General features: G+C 69.6%; 4 protein-coding genes. All 4 read right to left on the bottom strand.

The genetic code is table 11. From position 1 onward, the window contains the following. Positions 1 to 6,205, bottom strand: a 6,205-nt coding sequence (locus tag B042_RS23575) for an RHS repeat-associated core domain-containing protein (RefSeq protein WP_036555404.1), incomplete at its 3' end; no start/stop codon positions are given. An 80-nt stretch (positions 6,206 to 6,285) separates the two neighbouring features. Continuing rightward, the gene (locus B042_RS23570; protein ID WP_231494127.1) at positions 6,286 to 9,615 is read right to left on the bottom strand and encodes a LamG-like jellyroll fold domain-containing protein; all 3,330 of its coding nucleotides are present in this window, start codon (positions 9,613 to 9,615) and stop codon (positions 6,286 to 6,288) included. Between the two features lie 23 nt (positions 9,616 to 9,638). After that, a complete protein-coding gene (locus B042_RS26180) occupies positions 9,639 to 9,800 on the bottom strand; it encodes a hypothetical protein (RefSeq protein ID WP_197024344.1) in 162 nt (53 codons plus the stop codon). Between the two features lie 94 nt (positions 9,801 to 9,894). After that, complete coding sequence (locus B042_RS0116680) at positions 9,895 to 10,998, bottom strand: ISAs1 family transposase (RefSeq protein WP_231493836.1); 1,104 nt, start codon at positions 10,996 to 10,998, stop codon at positions 9,895 to 9,897. Positions 10,999 to 11,141 lie beyond the last annotated feature (143 nt).

The following is an 11,141-nucleotide window of genomic DNA, read 5'->3' as shown; positions in this document are numbered from 1 at the left end:
ACATCGACGCGACGTTCAGCGCCGTCTCACCACACGCCCCCAGATCACCCGTGGTGAAGCACTCCAGCCCGGCGGTGATCCCCAACTCGTCCGCGACCAGTTGGGCCAAGCCCGTCGCGGCGGCGATCAGCTTCTGCTTGGCCTCTTCCTTCTCCGCCTGAGCGTTCAGATACTCCTGTGATGGACCGTGCTGCGCCTGATAGGTCGTCCCGCCACTGGAACTGCTGCCCTGAGGATTCCAATTCCTCCCTGATTCGCGCGATTCACCGGGCGCAGCATCGTATTTGATGTATTCGTTGCGGCTGTAGTCGTAAATCCCCTTTCCACCACTGGGGACATTGACATTGACTATGTAGCCACCAGGACCGCAGATATCGATACACAGAATCGACAACCCGTCAGGGTCGGTGAAGGTGACCGGGTTGTTGTTGGCGTAGACGTAACCGTGCATCTGCTGATGGTCGGTCACGTCCATGATCGGATCCACCGAGATGAACCGGCCCAACTCGGAGTCGTAGGCGCGCGCACCCAACTGGGTCAGCCCGGTGGAGGAGTCGATCGTGCCGTCCACGAACCCGCGCTCGGAGGGCCACTGGCCCGAGCTGTTGCGGTCGGTGCCGAACACCGTCATGTACCGGTGGGCGACCTCGCCGGTACGGGCGTCCACCGCGGCCTGCCCGGTCCCGTGGCGGTCGGCGTAGAGCCAGGACAGGGTGCCGTCGTTCTCGCGTACCGCCACGGTCTCCCCCGCGAAGGAGTAGAACCGGGTGGCCTCCTCCACCAGGGTCTGCCGGTCCAGCCGCAGCTCCATGCCGGGCAGGTACAGGGTGGAGGCGTCCGACGCGTGGCGGATCAGCCGCTGGCCGTCGGCGTCGTAGACGTACGAGGTCTGGGAGCCGTCCTCCTCGGTGACCTGGGTCAGGTTGCCCTCGGCGTCCCACTCCAGTTCCTGGTCGCGGGAGGGGGTGGTGCGGCCGGTCATGTTCCCGGCCCCGTCGTAGGTGTAGGTCTCCAGTCGGTCGCCGCCGGGGCCGGTCTCCTCTACCTGGGTCAGCGCCTGGGGGCGCAGCCCGGTGGCGTCACCGTGGGTGTAGGTGCGGGTGGTGCCGCCGCCGGGGCCGTGCTGGATCTCGGTGGTGCGGTTGCCCAGGGTGTCGTAGGTGTAGGAGTGCCAGTACGGGGCGGCCCCGCCCAGGTCGCTGACCGCCGGTTCGTCGTCACAGGCCTGTTCACCGGTGGCGTTGGGTGTCCACACGTCGGTCAGGCGGCGGATGTGGTCGTAGGTGAAGCACTGCACGTCCGACTGCAGTCCGGCGACGGTGGGCTCGTTGCGCAGGTCGAGGACGTTGCCCGCGTCGTCGTAGGTGTAGTACTGGTGCACCAGCGAACCGGTGACCCCGCGTTCGGGGATCAGCGTGGTCTCGGACATACGTCCGGTGGCCTGGTCGATGTAGCGGGTCAGGTAGGTGGCGTCGGTGGTGGAGTCACCGATGTCCATCGTGCGCTGGAGCAGTTCACCGGTGTTGCTGTAGACGGCCGAGGCGACGTAGTCGGTGAAACCGGACATCTCGGTGGGCATGCCGAGGTCGTTGTAGGTGTAGGCCACCGATTCGCGGCCCAGGTTCCCAGCCGCGGGCAGGGTCTGGGACTGGACCGACCCGTCCGGGTTGTAGGCGGTGGTGAACCGGTACCGGCCCGAGAGCCCGGGTTCGCTGGAGGGGATGAGGATCTCGGTGGTGGCCGGCCGGTAGAACTCGTCGTAGCGCACCACCCGGGTGGTGTAGGAGCTGCCGTCCACGTAGCGGGTGGAGGAGGTCAGGTGCCCCTCGGCCAGGGTGTCGTAGACCCACCTGGCACGCAGGTCGCCGTCGGTGGAGTCGTCGTAGAGGCCGGTCTGGCGGCCGATGGTGTCGTAGGAGTAGGCGAGGGTCTCACCGCGGGCGTCGGTACTGGTCACCAACTGGTCGAGCTGGTTGTAGGCCATCGTGGTGGTGCCGGCGACGGGGTCGTCGGTCTGGACCAGGCGGCCGCGCAGGTCGTAGGTGTAGGTCCAGGTGTTGCCCTCGGGGTCGGTGACCGTGGCCAGCTCGTCGTTCTTGGCGTAGGTGTAGGCGATGGCGTCGTAGTCGCCCGCGGGGGTGGGTCCGTGGTGGGTGCGCACCTCGGTCAGGCGCCCCTGCGCGTCGGCCAGGGATGTGGTGGCCACACCACCCTCGGGCGGGGTGACCATCGTGCGGTCGGCGTGGTGCTCGGTGCTGGTGCGCCAGCGCTCCTGCCCGAAGGCCACGTGCACGATGTCGGTGGCGCGTCCGACGCCGTCGTAGACGGTCTCGGTCTGGCGGGGGATGTCGGCGTCGTTGGCGGCGAGGAAGAGGGTGTCGGCGGGTTCCTGGTCGTTGTAGTAGGCCTGGCGCTCGGTGACCACCTGGCCGCGGGTGTCGTGGAAGGTGTCGGTGATCAGCCGCCCGCCTTCCTCGGCCGGGCTGGGTGCCTGGGTCTGGCGCGGGCGCAGGAACGCGTCGTAGATCTCGTAGCTGGTGGTGTACTCGGTGGCCGTCTGCAGGCTGTGGGTGACGATCGAGGTGGGCGCGTCCTGGCGGATGCGGTACTCGAACCTGGTGGTGGGGGTGTCGGTGTCCGGGTCGCGGTCGGGCAGCCACACACTGGTCAGGCGACCGAGCGGGTCGTAGGCCAGGTGCATGGTGCGGTCGTTGGCGTCGGTCTCGGCCACGGGCATGCCGCGTGCCGGGTCCACGACCGTGGTGGTGGTGTGGCCCACCGGGTTGGTCTCGGTGACCGACTCGGGCAGGCCCATGGCGGTGTGGGTGTAGTCGGTAGTGGTCGTCTCACCGCTGGCGTCGGTTTCGGAGACGGTGTTGCCGAAGGCGTCGAACCCGGCCTCCTGCACCATCTGGTAGACGGGCTCGCCGTCGGCGTAGGAGTCGAGCTTCTCGGTGCGGGTGGGCAGGCCGCGGGTGGGCGCGTCGCCGTGGGCGCCGTCGTCGTAGAAGACCAGTTCGTCGGAGACGACGTCCTCGGGCCGGTCGGCGGTCTCCTCGCAGTCGGCGTCCAGGGTCTCGGTGCGTGAGACGCGGTTGAGGATCCAGGCGCCGGTGTTACTGACGTAGGTGGTGTGGACGCAGGTCTCGTCACCGGTCACGTCCGTGTCGCCGTGGTCGCGGGTGCGGGTGACGACGCCGTCGTCGTTGAGGGTGTGGTCCACCCGTGCGTGGCGCCAGGTGCCGTCGGCACGACGGGCGAAGTTGTCCTCGCGCTGGGTGCGGATCATGTGCGCGCTCTGGCTGCCCCAGGAATGGGTGACCTCGGCGGTCGTCCTCAGCCAGGGGGTGGTGATCTCCCGGGAGATCACCTCGCCGCCCTCACCGTCGCGGGTGACGGTCTCCAGGAGGGTGCCGTTGAGCTCCTTGTGGTCGGTGTGCTCGACGCCCCGGGAGTCGGTGACGACCGCGCTGCTCGTCCCGCCCCCTTCGGTGCGGTTGCCATCCATGCCCTGGAAGTACAGGTACTCGGTCTCGGTGCGCTGCTGGGCCTCGTGGCCGGTGCGGACGATGACGCGGTCGTAGCCGCGCCAGTCCGCCCAGGTGCGCCGGTCGTCGTCGACCATGCCGTCGGCCTCGGTGTAGCGCCAGGCCGGGGTGCCCACGTAGTCGTAGCTGGTGGTGAGGGTGGGCTGGTCGGTGACGAGGTCGAGTTCGTTGACCTCGGTGACGACGTACTTGTGGAACCAGTCGGTCAGTTCCACGCCGCCTTCGGGCGTCCAGCGCACCGGGTAGCAGCGCTGGGTGTTGTCGTGCGGCTCGGGGGTCTGGCCGGGTTCGCACTCGGGCTGGGAGTAGGTGATGTCGAGTTGGCCACCGGTCTCGGTGAGGATCTCGGTAATGCGCCAGCGCAGCATCGGCGCCAGGTCGTCGGTGGTCGAATCCACGCGGTTGGGCATCTGGGTGCCGCCGAAGGTGACCTTGGGCATCGACTCGGTGCCGCCCACGTGGCCGGTGTGCTCGATCGAGTCCAGCCACAGGGTCGGTCCGGTGCCATCACCGGCTTCGGGGAAGGAGTGCTCCAGGGTCCATGAGTCGACCGGGGTGTAGCCGTCGCCGTCGTGGATCTGGGTGGTGATGCTGTCGAGCTTCTCGGTGGACCAGAAGGTGGGCGTGTGGCGTCCGGAGCAGGAGTCGCCGGAGGCGCAGTCCAGGTCCAGGGGCACGTCGGGCCAGTGCTCGGCGTTGCCCTCGGTGCGCTCCTCGGGGGCGCAGTCGAAGGATTCGGTGGCCAGGCACCGTTCGGAGGTGGAGAACACCACGCGGGCGGGGGCGGTGGCGTAGACGTCGTCGCTGCGCAGCCCGTACTCGATACGGCTGATGTTGGCGGCGCGCACGTAGGGGGTGGCGGTCTCGGTGAGGTTGCGGCCGTAGTGGTTGGTGGCGGCGTCGTAGTAGAACGTCATGACGTTGCCGTGCACGTCCACGACGTAGTCGAGGTTCCACTTGTAGGCCTGCTGGCACCAGGAGTCGGCGAAGGTGGCGTCGTAGCAGGGCTGGCCGGACTCTGCGGCGTAGACGGGCATGGTCTGCGCCGAGTCGGTCTCGGGGTCGCCGCTGGACCATCCGGGGAGGCGGTCGAGGCCGAAGAAGTACTGGGTGCCGTCGGGGGTGGTGACCTTCCAGTGCTCGCCCTCGTGCGTGCCGTTGGTGGCGCCGGTGAGGTGCTCGACCCTGGTGCCGTCGTCGTTGGAGAGCCGGTAGGTGCCGTCCTCGTGTTCGATGAGGGCCCCGGAGTGGCCGCTCATGGACAGGGTGACGTTGTCGGTGTTCCAGCACAGGTCGCCGGTCTCGTGCCCGGAGTCTGCGCAGGAGGTGTAGCGGCGCTCGATCGACCCGGGTGCGTAGGCGAAGCCGTCGCCGATCCAGGAGGTCTGGTTGTTGGAAGTGGCCACGCGGCCGTCGATGCCGCCGGAGGAGTAGCTCAGGCCCATGGCGGGTTCGAGTGAGCTGGGCGCGGGCGGTACCGACAGCTCGTAGGACCAGGAGAAGGATCCGGACTGGGTGTTGACGTTCCAGGCGGCCGAGGGGGAGAGCTTGGTGGCGCTGTAGTCGCCGTTGCCGCCGGAGGCGGAGGCGGTGACGGCGAGCAGGGTCCCCTGGGCGGGGGCGGCTCCCACGACGGCGGACAGGCTCTGGTCCTGGACGTCGTTGTCGAGGAGTTGCGGGTCGTCGAAGGCGACCGTGTCCTGGCCGGTGCAGGAGTCGTCCAGGACGCAGGGGTCGAGTTCGACGACGTCCAGGCGGGAGGCGTAGTCCCCGCCGAAGGCGGCGGCGAAGTCGGAGTAGTCGACCCGCATGCGGACCGGCGCGATGGTGGTCGATTCGTCGGTGCGGGTGACGTTGAGCAGCAGACCGTTGACGCCTGCGGCCTCGGCATCGGCCCGGTCGAGGATGTCGACCTGGACGGACTCGACGGGTTGGGGAGCGGAGAAGGCGTCGACCTCGGGCTCGTCCGGCTCGGCGGGTTCGCGGGGCGGGGTCTGGGCTTCGGGCGAGGGGCTGCTCTCGGGGGAGGGTTCCGCGGCCGGTGAGGGTTCGCTGTCGGGAGAGGGGGCCTCTTCGAGCGGGGACGGGTAGGCCTCCGGCCCCGGGGTCGGGTTCTCGGCGGTGTCCGGGGAGGGGGACGCCGGCGGGAAGGGCTCCTGCGGCTGTTCCGGTTCCGCTGAGCGCTCCCCTGATGCGGCGGGCTCCGCCTCGGCGCTCTCCCGCTCCGGGGTCGCATCCTCGGAGACCTGTTCCTGCGGGGTGCGGGGCGCCCACTCCTGCCAGTGGTCGGGGACCTCCCAGCCGGTGAGTTCCTCGCCGGTGACCGGCGTGACCGTCACCGGGGCGTCCTCGGGTGCGCTGAGCGTCCTGGCGCCGTCGCCCAGGGCGTGCTCGACCGTGGCGGCCTCGGGCCATCCCACCTTGTCGGGGACGGTCATGGCCGCCTGGTCCACCGCGTCGTGCCTCCTCATGGCCCTGGAGACCAGGTCCTCCCCGGCGACGGAGGGGAGGTTCTCCACCTCGGGGCGCGGGTTGTGCGCCACCGCCGAGGCCGGAAGGACGTTGAGCAGTCCGGCCACGAGGGAGAAGGAGACCGTGTAGGTGATGCCGCGGCGGATCGGTCCGGGGCGGCCGGGGGTGTCACTGCGGGGGTTCACAGGGATCCTCCTGTCCCCCGCCGGTCGAGGCGGGGGACGGTCACAGGGGCGGGAGCGGTGGGTCGGGGCCGGGGTCGGGTTCAGGTGGTGGGGAACACGCCGTCCCTGACCTGGTAGATGCCTGCTTGGTCCAGGACGCCCTGGTAGGTGTGGACGTCGTCGAGATCGCCGGTCCAGTGGTAGGTGTTGGAGCCCGCGTGCTGGGCGCTGCCGATCCGCAGTGGACCGTCGGCGTGCCAGGCGTGGTCCACAACGACCCTGGATTCCTCGAAGCCGTTGACGTAGAGCACCAGTTCACCGGTGGTGTGGTCGTAGGCCCCGGTCAGGTGGACCCACTCCCCCAGCCGGGCGTCGGTGGTGGAGTAGGCGTAGGTCCATCCCTGCGAACCGGAGGTCGCGGAGTCGTCGTGGGGGGCCATCTTGAACACCCACGCGTCCTGTGATCCCTGGTAGCCCAGGTGGAATCCGCTCTGGAAATCACCGGCCTGGCTGAGGGCGGTGGTGTTGACGTCCTCGCCGGTCTCGTCCAGGCGCACCCACGCCGAGGCGCTGAAGCTGCGGTCGGTGCGCAGGGCCGGGCCGGGCGCCTCGATGTACTCGTCGGTGCCGTTGAGCCGCACGCCGGGTGAGTAGGTGACGCCGTTCTCCGCGGTCCAGGCGGTGAGCGGGTCGCCGTGCAGGGTGGCGTCGAGTCCGTGGTCGGTGCTGTCGGCCACGGTGGTGCCGTCCCACTCGTCGAGCATCCACCGGCCCTCGGCGGCCACCGGCTGGTTGGCCAGGCGCCACGCCTCGGAGGCCGTCTCGGTCTCGGAGACGGTCTCGTCCATGACGAGGCGGTCCCAGACCTTGACGTCGTCGAGTGTGCCGGGCCAGTAGTAGTTGGCGCTGCCCTGGAAGAGGGCACGCCCGATGGTGAGCGGCCCCTGGGCGTTCCACGGTCCGTCGTGGGTGGCGGTGCCCTGGGGGACGCCGTCGACGTAGAGGGTGATCTCGCCGGTGTGGGCTTCGTGGGTGGCGAGCAGGTGGGTCCACACCCCGATCTCGGCGGGCGCGCTGGAGGTGACGTAGGCCCAGGCGCGGGTGCCGTCCCAGTACTCGTCCTCCGGCGACATCTTGAACACCCATTCGCCGGTGTTGCCCTGGTAGCCGAGGTGGAAGGCGCTCTGCTCCTCGCCTTCCTGGGCGACGGCGGTGTGGTGGGCGTAGGCGCGGTCCAGTTTCACCCAGGCCGAGACGGAGAAGGTGCCGGAGGTGTCCACGGCCGAGGCGTCGGCGGTGATCTCGTCGTAGGGTCCGGGGTCGCCGTCGGTGTAGCCGCTGGTGTGCACGGCGGTTCCCGAAAGGCGGGGTGTGGGGTTGGTGTCGGGGTTGCTGACGTCACCGACACGGCCGCGGACCCACTCGACCCCGTCGGAGAGGGTGGCGCCCTGCTGCGGGTCGGCGGTGTCGAGGGCGCGGTCGCCCTGCCCTTCGTCGAAGGCGAAGTGGGTGACCGGGTCACTGGGCGCGGCGACCAGGAAGGAGTGGACGAGCACGCAGTCAGAGGAGTTGCCGAAGGCGTCCACCGTGCGGGCGTAGATCCAGTTCGGCCCCTGCAGGCTGGGGGTGAGGGTCACCGTCACCGCGCCGCCGGGCTGGGCGGGGGTGGCCTCGTTGACGCAGGAGTCGTCGTTGAGCGCGTAGAAGTAGCCCTCGGCGTCCTCGATGCCGTTGTTGGTGAAGGTGAACTCGCCGGGGTGGCCCGGGGAGCCGTGGAAGTCCTCCCCCGTCGGGTAGTCGGTGGAGGTGACCGCGGGTCCCTGTTCGGGGCTGGAGGTTCTGACCATGAGGTAGCAGTAGGGCGACCAGCCCGACCAGGAGGTGCCGTCGTTGGCGTTGGCCCGGTAGCCGATCAGGACGTCCTCGGGCAGGGCGGTGGACTGCACCGACTGGTAGGAGCCCGACGACCAGACGGCCACGTCGGTGGAGGAGGTGTCCACGTCGCCGAGGCGCTCTCCGTCCACCCACCAGGCGAAGCGGGTCTTGACCTTCTGGCGGCTGGCCGAGGTGGAGTCGCGGTCGCGGACGTAGGCGGTGAAGGTCGGCTGCGTCTCGTTGATCAGTCTCGGGGCGTCGGGGTCGGTGGCGCACTCGCCGCCGTGGGAGTCCGACAGTTGGGTAGGGACCTCGGGCGGGTGGCTGTAGTCCACCTGAAGCGTGGGGTTGGAGGCGAAGCGGCGCCAGTCCCAGTTGTTGGAGGAGCGGGTCTCGTTGCCGCGCAGGCCCACCGTGGTGGTGCCGTGGCCGGCGTCGCGGCTGTGCACGTATCCGTCCGTGGCGTCGAATTCCACGGTGGGTGAGGTGCCGCCGGGGCAGTTGGAGCGTCCGGCGTTGATGGTGCGGGTGTCGAGCTTGGCGTTCCAGAACGCGGAGGTGTTCTGCGAGTTCCAGGTGGTGCTGGAGGAGATGGCGTCGGTGCGCCACAGTTCGATGTCGGCGTCGGTGCACCCGTAGGCGTGGGTGACCTTCGCGCGGAAGGTGACGTCGGTGATGTCGGCGTCGTGGGTGCGCGAGTCGACGCTGAAGCTCCAGAACGCGCGCTTGGTGCTGCCGTCGTCGGGCTCGTATCCGACCCCGGGGGTGTGGGAGGTGGGGTAGTTCCAGTACTCCTGGTTCGGGTAGGCGGCGTTGACGTAGGCGCGTCCCACCCGGTTCACCGCCAAGGAGGGGTCGATGTAGACCGGGTACTCGGTCTCGGATGCGGTGAGCATGGCCGTGTCGGGGACCAGGCGGATGCTGTCGGCGGTGAGGTCCACGTCCAGGGTCCCGGTGCGGGCGCCCAGCGGGGCGACCAGCTCGGGGTCCTCGCCGGGCTGGTCGGCTCCGGCGGAGTCCCACATGGTGGGGGCCACCGCGGTGAAGACGCTCTCGCCGCCCTGGTCGCCGCGGGCTTCGAGGCCGCCGTTGTCGGCCACGTGCATGGTCACGCCCGTGGTGGCCAGGGCCAGTTCGAGTTCGACGAGGTCCTCGTGCTGGGCGGCTTCGGGGGTGTGTACCACCAGTACCTGGCCGAAGCCGTCCACCCCGGCGGTCAGGACCAGGTCCACGTCGGGCAGAACGTCGGTGTAGGTGGCCCGGGGGCCGTCGAGTGTGGGGGCGGGCAGCTCCTCGTGCCAGCCCAGTCCGACGGAGTTGGAGCCGATACCGATGCCGACCAGATCCTGGTCTCCGCCGCCGGAGAAGGAGATGTCGGCGGAGACGGCCTGTGGGCGGACACTGCCGTCGTCAGCGACCACGAGGTCGGTGTCGACCGGAGTCCAGCCTTCGTTGGTCCTGACGCGTACCGGGTAGGCGCTCTGCTCCATGGTGAAGCTGCCGTCCGGGTTGGCCAGGTGGCGTGTCGTCTCGGTGGTGGCCGCGGTGATCTCCACGGACTCGCCGGTCTCCTGGGCGATCAGGAGGGCCTGCTGGTCTCCGACCAGGTCAGCGCTTGAAGCGGGGGGTGTCCCGTCGCGTCCTCGCCGTCCGCCAGGGCGGGTGCGGGAACGAACAGAGCGGGTAGCAGGAGTACCGGCGCCAGCAGGGCCGCACTCGGTACGCGCGCGTCGCGGGGCATGGCAGAGCTCTCTACCCAAGGTGGGAGATCACCGCGTTGGCCCCGTGCCATCCAGGGCTGTTTCAAAGTCGGGTGAGGTCGGGATCAGCGCTGGTCACGCGAGTCCGAGAAGGTCGAGCGGGCGACTGAAAGCCTCGTAGGACACCCAACGCACCGCCTCGGGGATGCTCGTGTGCCCCAGCTCTGCCAGCAGCGGGATCACCAGGTTGCGCAGCATCGCCATGTTCTGCGGACCGTGCCCGGTCCGCACCCGCGAGGCGTCCTCGCCGAAGCTCACGTCCCGTACATGGTGTAGCGCCTCGATCCGCCAATGACCCCGCACCAGGCCCGCCAACCGGGCGGCGTCGGCCCGCTCGGCGGGCAGGCTCGTGATGACGTAGGCGTAGGTGCGCCGCACCCGCCCGGTGGCCGCCTCCTTGACCCACCGGTGCACCCGCAGCACCTGCGCCGCGTGCGGGAACGCGATCCGGGGTGCGGTGAGCACCTTGACGGTGCGCCTCTCGACCCGCCCGTGTGCGCGATCGGTCTCGGTGGACAGGGCGGGCGCCTTCGCCCATGGAAGCGCTTTGACCTGTGCGAACAAGGTCGGCTGGTTGCCTTTGACGGTGAACACGTAGTGGGCCTTGCGCTCGCTGACCAGGTGCCGGGCGGTGTCGGTCTGGGTGTGCAGCGCGTCTGCGGAGACCACGCTGCCCTCGATGTCCAACCCGTCAAGGACGTCGGCGAGCGCGGGGATCTCGCTGGTCTTGTCCGCTACCCGGATCTGGGCGGCGACGTGCCCGGCGGGGGTCATCGCGGCCAGCAGGTGCACGGCCTGGGAACGGCGGGTGCGCGAGCCGCGCACGCTCTTGCCGTCAATGATGAGCACAGCCAGGTCGGCGGCGGTGGTCATGCGGGTCAGGGCGGCAGGATCCAGGCTGGTCAGCACCCGTCGGATGGTGGCCGTCGAGGGGGCGGTGCGCACTCCGAGTCCGGGGCAGGTGGTGCGGGCTCCCAGACGGGCCAGGGTGCGTGGGGGTGCGTTGGCCGCCCATTGGCCGATCGCGGTCAGGGAGCGGGCTCCGGCCAGCACCGCGCACAGACAGACCAGGACGATACAGCCCAGGCGGTGGCGGCGGCCCCGCCGGTCGCGGGGATCGGCTTCTTCCTCGGCGGGCGCGGACAGGGCGGGGGAGGGCATGGCAGACTGGGGGTGCAACGGAGTCCTTGTGAGGCCAGGGGTGTGGAAGTTCCTGACCTTCTACCAGGGCTCCGTTGTTGTGTTCAAGGCACCTTCCTCACGCTGGAACGCTTCTGTGACCAGGAGCGATGCCATCGATCACCGACTTTGCAACACCCCTG

It is taken from the genome of Nocardiopsis sp. CNT312, from assembly GCF_000515115.1.
Taxonomy (GTDB): Bacteria; Actinomycetota; Actinomycetes; order Streptosporangiales; family Streptosporangiaceae; genus Nocardiopsis.
This window is presented reverse-complemented; position numbering and strand designations above follow the sequence as displayed.

What these genes read in the sequence shown, in the direction of transcription:
- B042_RS26180 (WP_197024344.1), bottom strand. Translation starts at nt 9,800, where the DNA reads ATGCCCCGCGACGCGCGCGTACCGAGTGCGGCCCTGCTGGCGCCGGTA.